This is a genomic window from uncultured Corynebacterium sp. (assembly GCF_902782855.1).
Classification (GTDB): Bacteria; Actinomycetota; Actinomycetes; order Mycobacteriales; family Mycobacteriaceae; genus Corynebacterium.
Genome location: NZ_CACZOO010000339.1, coordinates 1 through 17020 on the forward strand (window position 1 = coordinate 1; position 17020 = coordinate 17020).

16 protein-coding genes and 1 pseudogene are annotated in these 17020 nt (G+C 69.5%); 16 read left to right on the forward strand and 1 reads right to left on the reverse strand.

What is annotated here, in order from left to right; all coding sequences use genetic code 11:
* The 6 genes and pseudogenes from QZV72_RS13755 to QZV72_RS13780 form a co-directional block, all read left to right on the forward strand.
* A pseudogene (locus QZV72_RS13755) lies at positions 1–345 on the forward strand (hypothetical protein); the annotation flags it as partial.
* 278 nt (positions 346–623) lie between these two features.
* Positions 624–926 (forward strand): 50S ribosomal protein L21, encoded by a 303-nt coding sequence (gene rplU, locus QZV72_RS13760; protein WP_297009220.1) that lies wholly within the window; start codon positions 624–626, stop codon positions 924–926.
* A 58-nt stretch (positions 927–984) separates the two neighbouring features.
* On the forward strand, positions 985–1251 hold the full coding sequence (rpmA, locus tag QZV72_RS13765) for a 50S ribosomal protein L27 (RefSeq protein ID WP_297009221.1): 267 nt from the start codon (positions 985–987) through the stop codon (positions 1249–1251).
* Between the two features lie 212 nt (positions 1252–1463).
* A complete protein-coding gene (gene obgE / locus QZV72_RS13770; RefSeq protein ID WP_297009222.1) occupies positions 1464–2987 on the forward strand; it encodes a GTPase ObgE in 1524 nt (507 codons plus the stop codon).
* Positions 2988–3004: 17 nt separating this feature from the next.
* On the forward strand, positions 3005–4330 hold the full coding sequence (gene proB, locus QZV72_RS13775) for a glutamate 5-kinase (protein ID WP_297009223.1): 1326 nt from the start codon (positions 3005–3007) through the stop codon (positions 4328–4330).
* A 66-nt stretch (positions 4331–4396) separates the two neighbouring features.
* A complete protein-coding gene (locus tag QZV72_RS13780; RefSeq protein WP_297009225.1) occupies positions 4397–5710 on the forward strand; it encodes a glutamate-5-semialdehyde dehydrogenase in 1314 nt (437 codons plus the stop codon).
* Positions 5711–5775: 65 nt separating this feature from the next.
* Here QZV72_RS13780 and QZV72_RS13785 read toward each other — a convergent pair whose 3' ends face one another.
* Positions 5776–6738 carry a YwiC-like family protein gene (locus QZV72_RS13785; protein WP_297009227.1) on the reverse strand — a complete coding sequence of 321 codons (963 nt, stop codon included), beginning with the start codon at positions 6736–6738 and terminating at the stop codon, positions 5776–5778.
* Between QZV72_RS13785 and nadD the strand changes: the two genes are divergently transcribed.
* The 10 genes from nadD to QZV72_RS13835 form a co-directional block, all read left to right on the forward strand.
* Positions 6737–7507 carry a nicotinate-nucleotide adenylyltransferase gene (gene nadD, locus QZV72_RS13790; protein WP_297009229.1) on the forward strand — a complete coding sequence of 257 codons (771 nt, stop codon included), beginning with the start codon at positions 6737–6739 and terminating at the stop codon, positions 7505–7507. The two genes, QZV72_RS13785 and nadD, sit on opposite strands and share 2 nt — an antisense overlap.
* Positions 7508–7632: 125 nt before the next feature.
* Positions 7633–8133: a ribosome silencing factor gene (rsfS, locus tag QZV72_RS13795; RefSeq protein ID WP_297009231.1), complete on the forward strand. Its 501-nt coding sequence runs from the start codon at positions 7633–7635 to the stop codon at positions 8131–8133.
* A gap of 15 nt (positions 8134–8148) precedes the next feature.
* Positions 8149–8940, forward strand: a complete 792-nt coding sequence (locus QZV72_RS13800) for a histidine phosphatase family protein (RefSeq protein ID WP_297009232.1) — start codon at positions 8149–8151, stop codon at positions 8938–8940.
* Positions 8937–10313: a DegV family protein gene (locus tag QZV72_RS13805; RefSeq protein ID WP_297009233.1), complete on the forward strand. Its 1377-nt coding sequence runs from the start codon at positions 8937–8939 to the stop codon at positions 10311–10313. Before QZV72_RS13800 ends, QZV72_RS13805 begins: the two co-directional genes overlap by 4 nt.
* Before the next feature lie 235 nt (positions 10314–10548).
* Positions 10549–11421, forward strand: coding sequence for a ComEA family DNA-binding protein (locus QZV72_RS13810; RefSeq protein WP_297009236.1), 873 nt, complete (start codon positions 10549–10551; stop codon positions 11419–11421).
* A gap of 19 nt (positions 11422–11440) precedes the next feature.
* A complete protein-coding gene (locus tag QZV72_RS13815; protein ID WP_297009238.1) occupies positions 11441–13519 on the forward strand; it encodes a ComEC/Rec2 family competence protein in 2079 nt (692 codons plus the stop codon).
* A gap of 19 nt (positions 13520–13538) precedes the next feature.
* Positions 13539–14534: a DNA polymerase III subunit delta gene (gene holA / locus QZV72_RS13820; RefSeq protein WP_297009239.1), complete on the forward strand. Its 996-nt coding sequence runs from the start codon at positions 13539–13541 to the stop codon at positions 14532–14534.
* 133 nt (positions 14535–14667) lie between these two features.
* Positions 14668–15099: a hypothetical protein gene (locus tag QZV72_RS13825; RefSeq protein WP_297009242.1), complete on the forward strand. Its 432-nt coding sequence runs from the start codon at positions 14668–14670 to the stop codon at positions 15097–15099.
* Between the two features lie 136 nt (positions 15100–15235).
* On the forward strand, positions 15236–16303 hold the full coding sequence (locus QZV72_RS13830) for a DUF418 domain-containing protein (RefSeq protein WP_297009240.1): 1068 nt from the start codon (positions 15236–15238) through the stop codon (positions 16301–16303).
* A 50-nt stretch (positions 16304–16353) separates the two neighbouring features.
* A partial coding sequence (locus QZV72_RS13835; RefSeq protein WP_297009241.1) for an aldehyde dehydrogenase family protein occupies positions 16354–17020 on the forward strand: 667 nt, incomplete at its 3' end.

Consider the following 17020-nt stretch of genomic DNA (forward strand, 5'->3'; position numbering starts at 1 on the left):
CAGGAGAAGCCGGTGCGACAGCAGCCGTCGGAGCGTTCCACTGCAGAACCTGCGACCGGGGTGGAGTCTTCCCCGGAGCACGCGCCGACGGGGCGGAGTTTCGCCGAGGCGAAGGCGGAGTTCGACGCCTCGCCGCGTCGTCGCCGGAGGACCCGTGGGCGTTCGCGGTCGGATGTGGCACCACAGCCCGCTGATTTTGCGGACCGCGGGCAGTCCCCGGTGAGTGGCTCCACCCCGGAGCCGGTGCGCGGGGCCGTTCCGGATCCCTCCGCCGGGCCGGCGGAAGGCGACAGCGCCCCGGCGCCCCGCCGTGGTCGTCGCCGGGTCGTGCGCAGCAGTCGGTAGGGGTCGCCTTAACCGGGTGAGGGCAGGATTTTGTCCTTCCCTACCCGGGCAGGTAGTCTTGAGCGGTCGCTGTTCGACTGTCGGTGCTGTGTGTCCTCTGTGGTGCGCGGGTATCTCCGGCCGCCGGGCCCACCGGGTCCAGGTGTCGGCCGCACGACATCGAACGCAGTGAAAGCACGTTAGTCCAGTCAGTCCGTTTCCTCGGCACTCTCCGGTTCTCCGGTAGAGGGTGGGGGAGCTGCCTGAGCCGAGTAGAGAAACAAAGGGGTAGCCCTTCCATGTACGCGATCGTCAAGACCGGCGGCAAGCAGTACAAGGTTGCCGAAGGTGACCTCGTCAAGGTCGAGAAGATCGAGGGTGAGTCCGGTACAGCCGTGGCTCTCACCCCGGTTCTCCTCGTCGATGGCGCGGACGTCACCTCCGGTGACGCCCTCGCGGGCAAGACCGTGAACGCCGAGATCGTCGAGCAGACCAAGGGTCCGAAGATCAACGGCATGCACTACCGGAACAAGACCGGTTACAAGCGCCGCTACGGTCACCGTCAGAAGCTGACCGTCCTCAAGGTCACGGGCATCAAGTAACTTCACCGACCGCTGCGATCGTAACGCGGCGGAAAACTTTTCCGAGGAGGGAAAAGACATGGCACACAAGAAGGGTGCTGCTAGCTCCAGCAACGGTCGCGATTCCGAGTCCAAGCGTCTCGGTGTCAAGCGGTTCGGTGGTCAGCAGGTCAAGGCCGGCGAGATCCTGATCCGTCAGCGTGGTACCTCGTTCCACCCGGGTGAGAACGTCGGCCGTGGTGGCGACGACACCCTGTTCGCCCTCAAGGCCGGCGCGGTGCAGTTCAGCACCCGCCGTAACCGTCGACTGGTGAACATCGTCGAGAGCGAGACCGCCGAGGCCTAGTCCCCGCCGGTAGCGCCGACGCCCCCGGGTGTCGGCCCCACAGACCCCCGTCAGCCCCGGCTGGCGGGGGTGCTGTGCATCCGGGACAGGGGTCCGCTGGGCGGGAAGACGGGCGGGGACTGGGGCACCCCGGGGACAGAGGGTAGACTCTCGGCGGTACGCGTTGACCGCGTCCCTGTTCTGTGCTTTCTATCTGGAGGGGATCCCCACCAATGTCTACCCGCTTCGTCGACCGCGTCGTCCTGCACCTGCAGGCCGGCGACGGCGGCAACGGCTGCTCCTCGGTGTATCGCGAGAAGTTCATCCCGCTCGGTGGCCCGGACGGCGGCAACGGCGGCCACGGTGGCGACATCATCCTCGAGGTCGACCCGCAGGTCCACACCCTGCTGGACTTCCACTTCCACCCGCACCTCAAGGCGGGACGTGGCACCAACGGCGCAGGCGACCACCGTAACGGTGCCCGCGGTGAAGACCTGGTCCTCCAGGTCCCGGCCGGTACCGTCATCCTCGATGACAAGGGCGAGATCATCGCCGACATGGTCGCCACAGGGCAGCGTGTCATCGTCGCCGCCGGTGGCCACGGTGGTCTCGGTAACGCGGCCCTGGTCTCCCGGGCTCGCAAGGCCCCCGGCTTCGCCCTGCTCGGGGAACCCGGTGAGGTCAGGGAGATCACCGTCGAACTGAAGTCCATGGCGGACGTCGGTCTCGTCGGTTTCCCCTCCGCAGGCAAGTCCTCGCTGGTCAGTGTCCTGTCCGCGGCGAAGCCGAAGATCGCCGACTACCCTTTCACCACACTGCAGCCGAATCTCGGCGTCGTCAATGTGGACCACCGCGTCTTCACCATCGCCGATGTTCCCGGGCTGATCCCCGGGGCATCCGAGGGCAGGGGCCTGGGACTGGACTTCCTGCGCCACATCGAGCGCACCGCCGTGCTCGCGCACATCGTTGACTGCGCTTCACCGGAGTCCGAGCGCAACCCGGTCGATGACATCCGCGCCCTCGAGAACGAGCTGGCGAACTACCGGTCCGAACTGTCCGAGGACGCCGGCCTCGGTGATCTGGGCGAACGGCCCCGGGTCATCGTCCTCAACAAGATGGACATCCCCGACGCCCGGGAGATGGCGGAGATGATCCGCCCCGAACTGGAGGAGGAGTTCGGCTGGCCGGTGTTCGAGATCTCCACGGTCGCCCACCAGGGGCTCGATCCGTTGAAGTACGCGCTGATGGAGATCGTCGAGCAGCACCGGAGAGACCACCCGGTCGACATTGCGCCGGCGCAGGTCATCACACCGAAGAACCTGCGCCGTAAGCCCACCGGGAAGGTCACCTTCGAGGTGAGGCCCGACCCGCAGGCGGGTCCGGACGGCGGTGCCTGGATCATCGAGAGCTCCGATCTGGAACGCTGGATCCGGCAGACCGACTTCGAGAATGACGAGGCCGTCGGCTACCTCGCCGACCGGTTCGCCAAGGCCGGTGTGGAGGAGGCGCTCTACAAGGCAGGCGCGGTCGAGGGCGACGACGTCACCATCGGTTGGGCGACATTCCAGTGGGAGCCGCAGACCGCCGCGGGTGTTGATCTGCTGCCGTCGGGACGCGGCACCGACAAGCGTCTGGAACGGACCGAGCGGGCCAGCGCGAGCGAGCGCAAGCGTGCCTCCCAGGCACGCCGTGGCCTCATCGACGAGCTGGACTTCGGCGACGGTGAACAGGCCACCCGGGACCGCTGGGAAGGTTAACTGTAAGGTTGGAGGGCATGTCTGACACCGACGTGCAGCAGAATTCTTCTGACCGGACTCCCGACCGTTCCTCCGGACCCTCTGATCCCTTCTTCGCGAACCCAGTGTTCGGTACCGACAACATCCACCAGCCGGGACCGGTGATCCCGGCGACAGCCAAGGAGTTCCCCGACCCGGACCTGTCTCTCGACGACCCCGAGTACGGGCACCGTTCGACGGCCAGGCGCACGATCCGGGACGCCAAGCGGGTCGTCGTGAAGATCGGCTCCTCCAGTCTCACCGACGGGACCGGTCGGGTGAGCCCGGAACGCATCGACCTCATCGCCGACGCCCTCGAGGCCCGCATGGACCGCGGTACCGACATCATCGTCGTCTCGTCCGGCTCCATCGCCTGCGGGATGGGTCCGCTCGGCCTGACGCAACGTCCCACCGACCTCGCCACGAAGCAGGCCGCCGCAGCTACCGGGCAGGTCCTGCTGGCGCAGGAGTGGGCGCGCAGTTTCGCCCGCTACGGCCGTCCCATCGGTCAGGTGCTCCTCACTGTCGCCGACGCCGCGCGTCGTGACCGGGCCCGGAACTCCCAGCGCACCATCGACAGGTTGCGGCAGCTCGGTGTCGTCCCGATCGTCAACGAGAATGACACGGTCACCACCTCCTCCGCCACCTTCGGTGACAATGACCGGCTCGCCGCCCTGGTCAGTCACCTCGCCTACGCTGACGCCCTTGTGCTGCTCTCCGATGTCGCAGGCCTCTACGACCGGAACCCCGCCGAGCCGGACGCCACGTTCATCGCCGAGGTCAGGACCCACAGTGACCTGCGCGGTGTCATCGCCGGCGACGGTGGACGCCTCGGCACCGGTGGGATGAGCGCGAAGGTCTCGGCCGCGCGGCTGGCGTCCCAGGGCGCTGTCCCGGTGCTGCTGACCTCCACGGAGAACATCGGCGCGGCCCTGGACCAGGCCATGATCGGCACCTGCTTCTGGCCGCGGGAGGACCGGCTGTCGGCGTGGAAGTTCTGGATCCTCTACGCTGCGGAGTCCGAGGGTGCGCTGCACATCGACGGTGGTGCGGCGCAGGCGATGGAACACCACAACTCGTTGCTGCCGGTGGGCATCACCGAGATCGTCGGGGACTTCACCTCCCGGTCGGTGGTCGACATCATCGGCCCGGGTGGATACCTCATCGGTCGCGGTGAGGTGAACTACGATGCGGCGACGTTGCAGGGGCTCATGGGAAAACCCAGTTCCGAGCTGCCGGAGTTCGCGCAGCGACCGGCGATCCACGTCGACAATCTGTCGACCTACGCCAACCGGCTGTCGCGGGCGTACGGGGCGACGCGGTAGGCGGATCCCCGGACTGTTCAACAACTGCGGGGACGCCGTCGTGGGCCTCGCGTAGGCTGGGTGACCATGACAACCTCCAGCACGATCACCTCCGACTCCACCGGGCTGACTGCCGAGCGTGCCGCCGAGCGCGCCGAGGTCCTCGCCAAGGCGACCACCGCCCGGGAGGTGTCCCGGCGTCCGCCGCTGACGACCACCGAGAAGAACACCATCCTCCTCGCCGCAGCCGATGCCCTTGTCTCCCGCAGCGCGGAGATCCTCGCGGCCAACGGGCGTGACATCGCCGCCGGCCGGGAGCGCGGCATGGACGAGGCCCTCATCGACCGGCTCAGGCTCACCGCCGAACGTGTCGAGGGCATCGCCGGGGGGCTGCGCCAGGTCGCCGATCTCCCCGACCCGGTCGGTGACGTGGTCCGGGGTTCGCGTCGCCCCAACGGGCTGGAGATGCGTCAGGTCCGTGTCCCGCTGGGGGTGATGGGCATGGTCTACGAGGCACGTCCCAATGTCACCGTCGACGCCTTCGGTCTGGCGCTGAAGTCCGGCAATGTGCCGTTGCTGCGTGGTTCGCGGTCCGCACTGCACTCCAACACCGCCCTGGTGACTGTCCTCCAGGACGTTCTCGAGGCGCACGGTCAGCCGAGGGAGACCGTGCAACTGCTGCCGTGCACCACCCATGATTCGGTGCAGGACCTCATCACCGCCCGTGGTCTGGTGGACATCGTCATCCCGCGCGGCGGCGCCGGTCTGATCAACGCCGTGGTCACCGGGGCGACGGTGCCGGCCATCGAGACAGGCACCGGTAACTGCCACTTCTACGTCGACGCCTCCGCCGATGTCGCCGAGGCGACCGCGCTGGTCGTCAACGGCAAGACCCGCCGCTGCTCGGTCTGCAACGCCACCGAGACGGTTCTGCTGGACGCGAACCTCCCCGACGAGGCGAAAAGGCAGGTCCTCACCGCGCTGCAGGACGCCGGGGTCACGCTCCACGGCGATCCCGCCGAACTGTCCGGTCTGGGGCTGGTGGGGGTCGTCGCCGCCACCGAGGTCGACTGGGACGAGGAGTACGGTTCGATGGATATCGCGGTGAAGATCGTCGACGGTGTCGGTGCGGCGGTCGGGCACATCCGCCGTCACAGCACCGGGCACACCGAGGCGATCGGGGCGACCGACATCCGGGTCGCCCAGTTCTTCACCACCAACGTGGACGCTGCGGCGGTGATGGTCAACACCTCCACCGCCTGGACCGACGGCGAGATGTTCGGGTTCGGTGCCGAGATCGGCATCTCCACCCAGAAGTTGCACGCCCGTGGCCCCATGGGGCTCCCCGAGCTGACGAGCACCAAGTGGATCGTCACCGGTGAGGGCCAGGTCCGGCCGTAGCCGTCGGTGCCGCCGGCACCGCCTCAGCTGCCCCGGCCTGCGACCTGGCCGGCTCGGGCGGCCATTCACCCGATGAACACGACGAGCGGCCCGTCGTAGAGTACGGCGGCGAGGAGTCCGGCCACCGTCACCCCGATCACGACCGGCACCTCGGCCATGCCGACCTTCTTCGGCGTCCAGGAGGTCTTCGGTTCAGTGGAGGTGGCGTCCTTCGGGACGGCGTAGGAGCGCCAGAGTGCCCAGCCGAAGACCACCACGGCCAGCAGCCACGGCAGGATACCCATGTGCTCGGAGGACACCGAGAACAGCACCACCGTCAGGGAGACCACATGGAAGGCCACCGAGCCGGTCCACCACGCGTGGTCGCCCTTCTTCCGGATCATGGTCTTCACGTAGAGCACCGTGCCTACCTGGTACAGGGCCAACCACACGAGGGTCCACCACATGACCTCCGGCAGTGAGGCGACGACGTCGGCGGTGAACAGGTTCCGGGTCAGCGTCACACCGTCGGTCACCGGCAGCGCCGATCCCACGCCCGCACTGGCCAGCACGGCAATGAGGAAGGCGGACGCCACGGTCTCGGCGACGCCGGCGACGGCCGACCGGGGTGTGCCGCGGTTGATCTCCACCAGCGCGATGAGGGTGAGTGGCACGAAGACGATCGCCCACCACAGCAGGTGCGGCTGCAGCAGCAGGGCGCAGACCACGGCGACGAGCGTGACGGCCCCGTAGACCAGGGTCGGTGTCCGTGCGGCGTCCCGGATCCGGGTGTTGCCGGACGACCGCGCCTGCAGCCACTTGCCGCCCGCGAAGAACGTCAGGTAGCCCACCACCCAGGCCACGGTGACGGCGAGGACGGTCAGCACCGTGCCTGCCGTGCCACGGAAGCCGGAGTCGAGCGCGCCGGCGTGGGAGACGATGGATCGCAGCGCACACAACCAGGCGATCCCGACGATGACGGGGGCGATGATCATGGGCCAGGCGCCGTGCTGGTCGGGTCGCCAGAAACGGGAGGAACGGGACGTCATGGTGACACAGCGTAGCCGTCCGATAGGCTCTGTGGTCGTGAACACACCCGCAGCAGGTTCTGCCCGGTCCGGCCGTGCCCGGCGCATCGGCGTCATGGGCGGTACCTTCGACCCGATCCACAACGGCCACCTCGTCGCCGGCAGCGAGGTCGCCGACCTCTTCGACCTGGATCTGGTCATCTTCGTCCCCACCGGGCAACCGTGGCAGAAGAAGGCACGGTACGTGTCCGAGGCCGAGGACAGGTACCTCATGACGGTCATCGCGACGGCCTCGAACCCGCGCTTCACCGTCGCCCGGGTGGACATCGACCGGCCGGGCGCGACGTACACCGTGGACACCCTCAAGGACATCCAGCGCAACCATCCGGACGCGGAACTGTTCTTCATCACCGGTGCGGACGCCCTGGACCGCATCGTCACCTGGCGTGACTGGGAGGAGGTGTTCCATCTCGCCCACTGCGTCGGCGTCACCCGCCCCGGCTACGACCTGGCGGATGCCGGGGAGCAGCTGCGCGCCCAGGTCGACGCCGACCGGCTGAGCCTGGTGAACATCCCGGCGATGGCGATCTCTTCGACGGACATCCGGGAACGGGCGTCCCAGGGGCGTCCGGTCTGGTACCTCGTGCCCGACGGAGTGGTGCAGTACATCGCGAAGACCGGGATGTACCGGGGCGCCGAGGAGGTCCACCCGCTCCCCACCGGAGGGAACCCGGACGCGGAACCCGACGTGGACTGGGGCGTGCACCGCTTTCCCCCGGGATGGTTCTGACGGCGCGACGTCGCCCGGTTCTGACAACAGGTCTACTGCGGGTAGAATCACGGACCGGACATTTCCGCACGCACCTGTGCACTGACCGAACCGACTGCACCGACCCCCGAAGGAAGCCACTGACCGTGACCGCCAGCGCCGAAGCCATCAACCACGCGGGCATCGCCGCCCGCGCCGCCGCCGAGAAGTTCGGTGAGGACATCGCCGTTCTCGACGTCACCGGACGTATGCCGCTGGCCGACATCTTCGTGCTCGTCACCGGCGACAACGAGAGGATGGTCGATTCGATCGTCGATGAGATCGAGGCGGAGCTCTCCGAGAGGGCCGGGGTCAAGCCCCGCCTCCGTGAGGGGCACCGTGACGGTCGGTGGGTCCTGCTGGACTACGGCACGATCATCGCCCATGTGCAGCGGCGTGAGGAGCGTGAGTTCTACGGACTCGACCGCCTCTACCGGGACTGCCCGACCGTCGCGGTCGAGGGTGTCGAGCAGCCCGACCGTGGCGTGTGGGCGGAGAATCTCGACGTCAGCGAGCTCGCCGAGCTCGACCGGCTCGACCCGCTGCAGGCTCAGAGTATCGATGAGCTGCCGCTGGCCGGCCCGGGGCCGGACGCCGACGAGATCTAGGCCAGGAGACCTGTCATGGCGGGAACAGCGGGAACACCAGTGCGTCCGGAGCGTCGGCTCCTGCTGATCCGTCACGGCCAGACGGAGTACAACCTCGTCGGAAGGATGCAGGGTCAGCTCGACACGCCGCTGAGCGACGTCGGACGCATCCAGGCGGCACGCGTCGCCGAGGGACTGTCCGACTGGCCGATCGGGACCGTGGTCTCCTCCGACCTGGAACGCGCCGTGGACACCGCCGCCACGATCGCCGGTGCCCTCATCCCGCACGCGCTGGAGGTCTCGACCGACCCGCGGCTACGGGAGACCGATCTGGGGGAGTGGTCCGGCCGCGCCCACGAGGAGGTGGACGCGGCCTTCCCGGGCGCACGGTCACACTGGCGGCTCAATCCACTGTGGGCGCCGCCCGGTGGGGAGACCCGCCTGGAGGTGTCGGCCCGGGCGTCCTCGGTCGTCGACGAACTGATGGCGTCGGACGCGTGGGACTACGGTGCGGTGATGATCGTCGCGCACGGCGGTACGATCTCCGCACTGACCTGCCGGTTGCTCGATATTCCGGTCGAGCATTACCCGATGTTCGGTGGGCTGGGCAATACCCGCTGGTCACAGCTGGTCGCCAGGCCGCAGGACGCCTGGACACCTGCCTCGGCGGAGCCGTGGTGGGAGCATCCACGGTGGTTCCTCGAGGGGTGGAACGTGGGTGTCACCGCACCGTCGCCGGTCGCGGTCGTCAATGCCGACGAGGGAACGGACACTGACGGTGAGCCGGATGTGGCGGACGCCCCGGAACTTCCCGGGGGTGCGGCATGACGGTGTACGTCGTCACGGACTCCACGGCCTGTCTTCCGCCCGCGCTCGCCGACGAGTACGGGATCACGGTCCTGGACATCCACACTCGCGGGAAGGTTCCTGTGGCGGACGCCGGGTCGGTGGACGCCGGGGGCGCCGACGGTACCGGTGACGCCCCCGGTGCCGCCGGAGAAGCCGGTGATGGGTCGGAGGACCGGGCCGGGGACGTCGGCCTCCGCGCGGAGGCGTCGGAGAAGGCCCACGGCGCGGGGGCGGCGGACCCCGGTGACGCCGACGGGTCCACCGACAGTTCCGGTGACGCTGACGGTGCCGAGGACGGCCGGGACGGTGCGGACGACAGGGACCGTGAGGACGACAGGGACCGTGAGGAGGATGCTCCGACAACGGCCGGCCTCGGTCCCCTGGAGTTGACGGCGGCCTACGCCCGACTGCTGGAACGTGGCGGTGACGAGGGGGTTGTCGCCCTGCATCTGTCGCGGGAACTGTCGTCGACCTGGTCCTCCGCGACACAGGCGGCCGGGGTTTTCGGCGGTCTCGTCAATGTCCTCGACACCGGGTCGGCGGGTATGGTCCTGGGGCAGGCGGCGATCGCCGCTGCCCGGGCGTCGGCGTCGGGCGGGTCACTCACCGAGTGCACTGCGGCGGCGCAGCACGTGCTCGACGGGGCCGAGGTGTGGCTCTACGTCCACCGGCTCGACGCCCTGTCGCGTGGCGGACGCCTGTCCACCGCGCAACGGCTCCTGTCGACGGCACTGGCGATCAAGCCGATCCTCCGCCTGTCCGACGGCAAGATCGGCCTCGCGGCGAAGACCCGCACCCCGTCGAAGGCCATGGCCCGGTTGGTCACGCTCGCCGAGGACGCCTACCGGAAGGCCGCCACCCCGGAACCGACGGAGGAGCCGGTCACGGGTCGGGATCCTGCTTCCGGCGTCGACGGCGGGTCCGTGGCGACCCCCGGTGCCGGTGAAAGCCGGGACACGACGGACACTGTCGGGGCCACCGGCGCCGGGGCGGGTAGCGGGGCAGGCGCCGTCACCGGCACGGGTGGCGGGGTGGACGGGGCCGGTGACGGGGACCGGTCGCGGGAGGAGACCCCGGATGAGGGGCGGCCGCGCGTCTTCACCTTCGGCGGTGACCACGAGTTCCGGTTGCGCCGGCGGCGCGAGGAACCGGTCTCGCTGTCGGAGCTTCCCGCTGTTCCGATGCACCTGGATATTCACCAGGCCGGCTGCCCGGAGGTCGCCGAGGACCTGCGTGCGACGCTGCGTGAGGATCTGCCGGACTGCGTCGTGATCTCCGTGGTGGACATCTCCCCGGCACTGCTGGTGCACACCGGTCCCGAAGCAATCGGAATCACCCTCGTCCACGGCTGAGACCGGCGTCGGGGCAGCCGTCCCGGACAGCTCCCGGACAGCTTGAACAGCTTGGACAGCTCGTTCAGCTCGTTCAGGTTGGTCAGGTCTCTGAGCAGGGGATCACCGGGGCAGTGACCGTACCGCAGCATCCGTGAAAAAGTTTGTCCACAGGGGTCGGGTTATCCACAGGGTCCTGGGATTTCACCTTCCCGTCCGCAGGGTTCCGCTGGGCCGGCATGGTTGGCTGTCCGTCATGGACGGAGACGCAGAACGAGACGGGGTACTGAAGAGCCGCACACGGCGTGCCGTCGGCTCGGTGAAGACCAGGATCGAATCCCTGGTCCAGCCGGTGCCGGGGCATGAGTTGGCCGATGTCCGTTTCGAGCGTCGGACCGCGATCGGTCCCAGGTCCGCCCGTGCGTTGACGATCATTGTCGCGGCCGTCGCGGTCGTGCTGGGAGGAGGGATGCTCATCGGACTGTTGACAGGCGGAGGTGGCGACGGGGGGACTGTCGCCGTGGAGGGACTTTCGCCGACCGGCGCAGGCCAGCTGACGGGGTACCCCCTGGTGACAGATGACCCGTCAGCGGGCCGACCGGAGATTCCGGTCGACAACGGGGCCGGGGCCGGAGGGGGCGACGGGGAGACGGTGGTGATCGCGGTCCAGGGGTTGGTGGACCGCCCGGGGTTGCTCACCGTCGACGAGGGGACGCGGCTGGGTGAGGTCCTCGATCTCGTTGGCGGGGCGCGGCCGGAGGCGGGGTTGGAGGGGATCAACCTCGCCGAGAAAGTGGTTGACGGCCTGCAGGTGGTGGTGGACGCCGAGGGGTCCCGGGTGACGTATCCCGGGCAGGCGGTGCAGGCGGGTGGGGCCTCGGCTGGGGCGGCACCGGCTGGGACGGCGCCGGGTGGGGCGTCGGCTGGGGCGGCCGGTGCCACGGTGAACATCAACACCGCGGACCTCGCCGGTCTTGTCACACTGGCCGGGGTGGGGGAGAAGACCGCGCAGGCGATCATCGCCTGGCGGGAGGCCAACGGTCCGTTCACCTCCACCGAACAGCTCATGGAGGTCAAGGGCATCGGCCCGGCGAAGTACGAGGCACTACGGGATGCGGTCAGTGTCTGAACGTCCCGAGCTGTCTGAAATGTCTGACCGGTACGGGCGGCCCGGGCTCTACCCGGACCCGGATCTCACCCCGGCCCCGGGATCGGGTCGGGCGTGGAGTGTGCCTGACCGCGATCCGCACAGTCCGGCGGTGTTGCGGTCACGTCGCGGCCCGGATCTGCGGCTCGTCCCGGTGGCGCTCACCGTCTGGGCCGCCGTCACACTCACTGTCGTCGCAAGGACCGCATGGCCGGCACTTCTCACCGGTGTCGTCGCGCTGACCGGCGGGCTGCTGCTCGCCGCGCGGCCGAGGCGCCGACGCAGCCGACTGACGGGGACCGTGGCTGCCATCGTGCGGACATCCCTGCTCGCCGCGTTCTGTGCGGCGGTGTGGTCGACCCGGGCAGCCCGGCTGGTCCACCGCGCCGACCGGCACGCGTGGTTGAACGGCACCTCCCGCCACTTCAGCGGTGTCCTCGAACTGTCCGGTGCGCCGAAGCAGCTCGTCGGTGGGCGCCTGCTCGCGACGGTCGATGTCCCGGAGCTCGGTACGGTGCCGCTGTTCATCGCACCGGACGAGGTGCGGGACGGCGGCGTCCTCACCCGGATCCTCGACCTTCAACCGGGCACACGGCTCTCGGTCACGGCGACCGTCGCCGCGTCGGACCGGCCGGGCATCGCCCCGGTCACCCTCTCTGCTGTCCGGACGCCGGAACCGGTGGGGCAGCCGGAAGGTTTCTCTGCGGTCACCGCCCACCTGCGTGACGGTCTGCGGTCTGCGGCGTCGCACCTGCCGGACGGGGCATCCGACCTGGTACCGGGGATGGTCGTCGGTGATGTGGGACGCCAGGACCCGACGACGCGGACCGAGTTCCTCGCCACCGGGCTGTCGCACCTGACGGCCGTCTCCGGTAGCAACCTCGCGATCATCTCGGGCGGTGTCCTGGTACTGGCGGGTGCGCTGGGCGCCGCGAAGCGGGTGCAGGTGGGCCTGGCCGCAGTGTGTTTGACGGCGTTCGTCCTGCTCGTGGGGCCGGAGCCGAGTGTGCTGCGGGCGGCGGTGATGGGCCTGGTGGGTCTGGTGGCGGTGGTCAGCGCACGGCGGACCCACGGGTTCGCGGCCTGCTCCGCGGCGGTGCTGGTGCTCCTGCTCGTCGACCCGGGGCTGGCCGTGGAGTACGCCTTCCTCCTGTCTGTCGTGGCGACGGTGGGGATCGTCGCAGTCGCCCCGCTGGTGTCGCGGCGACTGCTGCAGCACTGGTCGGACCGGACGGCACCGGGGATCAACGGGGCGCCACGGCACACTCCGCCGGGCTGGCAGCGTACCCTGTGCCGGCTGGTCGGCGTCAGCCTGGCCGCCGACGTGGTCACCGCACCCGTCATCGCGCACATGACGGGGGTGGTCTCGCCGACCGCCGTGGCGGCGAACCTGCTGGCCGCGCCGGCCGTGCCCGTGGTGACGGTGGTGGGCATGGTCGGGACGCTGCTGGCCGGGATCTGGGCACCCGCGGGGGCGGCGCTGCTGTGGATCTGTGCCCCCTGCGCGATGTGGATCACGGGTGTCGCGCGCATGCTGGCCCGCCTGCCGGTGCTGACGACCACCGCGGGTTGGGGGGCTGCGGTGGCCGTCACCGCAGTGGGGACCGCCGTGGTCACCGTCGTGGTTTCCGCCAGGTGGCGGACGGCGGCCGTCCGGGCACTCGGCGCCGCCCTGGTCGCAGGGGTCTTGTTATGGCGGGCCGGTGGTCTCACCGCCGGCCCTTATCCGACTCCGGAGGCGTCGTCCCGGTTCGGGTCGGCGATCGACCGGACCTGGGCGGAGGACCTGGACCGGGTGTCCGGACGGCGGCTCGCGGTGCGGTGGACAGGGAACGGTCCCGAGATCCTCGTGCCGGACGGTGATCGGGGACCACGGTCCATCACCCTGCCCGACGATGACGCGGTCCTGGCCCATGAGCGGGCGGGGGCACAGCGCCCTGACCTGTACGTGGTCACCGCCTGCGGACGGTCCCGCGGGATGCCGAGCGCCACCCCGTCCGGGGTACCGGTGGCCTACCCCTGCCGCGACGGTACCGTGGTGCTCGCCGAGGACGGACTGCACGCCTCGGGGCGCAGGTGAGCTGTCTACTATGGCGGTCATGGCTTCAGCGGCGTCAGCACAACCGGCGGGCACGGCACAGGTGTACCTCATCATCGGAGGGGACGGTTTCCTCGCCGAGCGACGACGCTCCGTGATCGTCGACCGGGTACGACGCTCCGCCGGCAACCCCGACCTTCCCGTGGAGATGCGGAAGGCCAGCGAGATCGACGCCGGTGAACTCGCTGAACTGCTCAGCCCGTCCCTGTTCGCCGAGGACCGGATCGTCGCGGTCACCGGCCTCGCCGAGGGGTCGAAGGAGACCGCCAAGCTGATCGAGGCCGCTGTCGCAGATCCCGCTCCCGGCGTCGTCCTGATCCTCCAGCACTCCGGGAAAGGACGCCAGAAGTCCCTGGTCACCAGCCTGCCGAAGAAGGCCCCGTCCGGTACTCTGCAGGTCCTGTCCGCCGAGGAGCTGAAGGGTCGGGAGCGCGCCGGGTTCATCGACGCCGAGTTCCGCGACGCAGGGGTGCGTGTCAGCCCGGACGTTACCGAGGCCCTGTTGGATGCCGTGGGTACCGATCTGCGTGAACTGGCCGCCGCGGTCAGTCAGCTGGTCTCCGACACCGGTGGGAAGGTCACTGCCGCCGCGGTGCACCGCTACTATCAGGGGTCGGCGGAGGTCTCCGGATTCGATGTCGCCGAGTACGCAGTGTCCGGGCGGACCGATCAGGCGGTGGGGGCGGCGCGCCGGGCACTGCAGCTCGGCGTCCCGCATGTTCTGCTGGCTTCGGCGCTGTCCGGGATGGTGGGGGATATCGCGAAGGTCCACGGGGCGGGACGGATCAATGCTCGCAGTCAGGCGGCGGAGTTCGGTATGCCGCCGTGGAAACTGGAGAAGACGGTACGGCTGGCGAGGTCGTGGTCGGCGGCGGGTGTCGCCGCGGCGGTCCAGGTCGTCGCTGAGTTGGATGCGGGAGTGAAGGGGTGGGCCGCCGATCCGGAGTACGCGGTCGAGGATGCTGTCAGACGTGTGTCCGTACTCGCCCGGGGGTGAGTAGGAACCACCCCCCGCTGTGGCGGTCGCCGTCATGTTCAGAGACTGTCACCTCCACCGATGAGGGGGAGTCAAGTATTCCGGCACAGCTGTGCGGGTAGAAGGGGCGCCGGGCCGGGGGACGGGGCCTGGCGTGGGCGACGTCACCGGCAATGTGACACATAGCACCGTCAGTGAGGTCGCCATCGACCGCGACGCCGTCATCGAGGACGCCGTCGGCGGTTCCGGTACCGACATCTTCGCCTTCGTCACCTGGAAGGCCGAGCTGCGCAACATGTGGAAGCCGACCCGGCAGGAGAACCTGTGGTTCATGGGCGGCAACCTGCACCAGGGGCGCCACTACCCCCGCTACCTGTCGCTGCAGCTCGCGGCGCGGCATGAGGGCTGGACACGCAGGTGTACGCGCTGGCTCCCTCGTACCACGAGAAGTAGGGGTTCACTGTTGCTGACCACGGTTTCTGCCACCCCTCAGGTCTCGTCCCCGGGCTTCCGGCCGACCTGGTGGTGGACATACGGCCGTGGAGTGATCCGACCCTGGGACCTGCTGATCCGTTCCCTGAGGTAGGCGGGGACGCGGTGATACCAGGGGATGAGACGCCGGGCCCCCGGAGGAGCGAAGATCAGCCCGCGGGTCGATGTCCGGGATAGGGCGCCACCGTAGTCTTCGGGGAGTAAAACAGCCGTCCACCAGGAGATACGACATGCAGAACCCCTTCAAGACCATCGCCGTGGCCACGCCGGCACCACCCGCCCCCGCACCGGTGCCCGTATCCCCGCCCGTGCGTTACCGTTTCCTCGACGCCCTGCGCGGCGTCGCGCTGTGCGGCATCCTCTTCGTCAACCTCCGCGATCTCCTCGACCCCTGGATCACGGACTTCACCCACCCGGTCCTGAGGTTCTACGACATCGGTGTCCAGGGGCGGTTCGTCCCGGTCTTCGTCTTCCTCTTCGGCGTCAGTGCCTGGCTGCTGTACAACGCCACGCGCCGGCGCATGCCCGCGGCCGGCGCCCGGGTGCTCATGGCCCGGCGCTTCGCCTGCCTGTTGCCCATCGGCCTTCTGAACATGGTGGCGCTCTATTCCGGGGACATCCTCACCCAGTACTCGGTGACCGCGCTTCTCCTGCTGGTTCCGGCGACGTTCCTGCCCCGCGGGCCCGTCCTCGCAGTCGGTCTCGTCGGCACCGTCGCCGCCTACTGGATGTTCGGCAACAGTCCGCTCACCGCCGTCGCGCTCATGATCACCGGTTTCGCTGCCGCGCAGTACGGACTGCCGGCCTGGCTGGAGTCCGTCACCGCCCGCGCCCGAGGTCTCGCCACCAGCATCTTCGCGCTGTCCGCCGCCGCGGGCACGGCCCTGGCCGTCCGCCAGGCCGATCTGCTGGTCTCCGGCAGGGCCGCAGACACCCCCTCCTACGAGCGTGTCGCGGGCTTCGCCGGCGTCCTGCTCGCTGTCGCCTTCGTCACCGGCCTCTCCCTGGCGTGGCGTAGCGGGGGTGGACGTGCCGTCCTGGACCGGATCTTCACCCCGCTCGGACGTACGGCCCTGACGAACTATCTCGCGGCATCGGCCCTGGTGCAGATCCCACTGCACGCCCTGGGGCAGTGGACCCTGCCGTCCCTGTGGCTGCTGCCGGTGATCACGGTCGGCATCCTCGCCCTCCAGTGGGTGTGCTCGGTGCTGTGGCTGCGGGTGTTCCACTACGGCCCGGTGGAATGGGCGTGGCGCTGCGCGACGCGGTGGGAGCGCGTGCCGATGCTCCGCCGGTGAGGTGAGTGGCGGGACTGCCGGTGACGTCGCGTCGTCCGTAAGGTGGGGTCATGACTGAGCTCCCCGCCCTGCCCGGCACCTGCGCCGAACTGTTGTCCACCGTCACCGTCCCCCTGGAACGACGTCCCGACGGGGACGTCGTCGCCTCCAGACCGGTCCACGACCCCGCCACCGGCCAGGTCATCGGCCTGGCCCCGGTCCACGGTGCGGAGGAGGTGGCGGAGGCCGTCGCCGCGGCGAAGGACATCCAGCCGGAGTGGGCGTCGTGGTCCCACGAGGAACGGTCCGCTGTGCTCCTGCGCGCTGCGGAGGCAGTGGAGGCGGTCGCTGAACCGCTGGCTGAACTGCTCAGCAGGGAGACCGGCAAGCCACTCAACGGACCGAACGCGCGTTTCGAGGTGGGGGCGTGTGCGCTGTGGCTGCGGACCGCGGCGTCCCTCGAGGTGCCGGAGGAGACGGTGGTCGACGACGGGGAGACTCTGGCGACACTGACCTGGCGTCCGGTGGGGATAGTCGGGGCGATCGGCCCGTGGAACTGGCCGATGATGATCAGCATCTGGCAGATCGCCCCCGCGCTGCGGATGGGCAATGCGGTGGTCGTCAAGCCCTCGGAGAACGCGACGCTGTCCGTGCTGGCGCTGGGGTGGGTGCTCAACCAGGTACTGCCCGCCGGCGTGCTCACCGTGGTGCCCGGTGAGCGGGAGGTCGGCGCGGTCA